Raw genomic sequence first — 306 nt, forward strand, 5'->3', positions numbered from 1 at the left:
GTATTGATTTTAAAATCATAACCAAGCCTTTGAAAAGACTGGCGAAGCATTCTGTAATCGAAATCTATATTGTGTCCCACTAAAGTACTATTGCTCGTAATTTCTATAATTCTGCGTGCAATTTCATGAAATTTCGGTGCCGTTGCCACCATTTTCGGGGTAATGTTCGTAAGTTTCTGAACAAAAGGCGTAATATCACTTTCCGGATTTACAAGCGAAATGAACTGATCAATGATTTTCTGCCCATCATACCTGTAAATAGCAATATCTATAATGCATTCTTTTCTGTAACCTGCACCATTGCTT

The 306-nt window shown here is 36.3% G+C and carries 1 protein-coding gene; it reads right to left on the bottom strand.

Going from position 1 to position 306, the window contains the following annotated elements; all coding sequences use genetic code 11:
• The coding region (locus ACPYOJ_RS35035; RefSeq protein WP_481420333.1) for a 3'-5' exonuclease at positions 1–306 on the bottom strand (306 nt) is incomplete at both ends.

The sequence above is a fragment of the Rhizobium sp. SVR5-9E genome, from assembly GCF_056755095.1.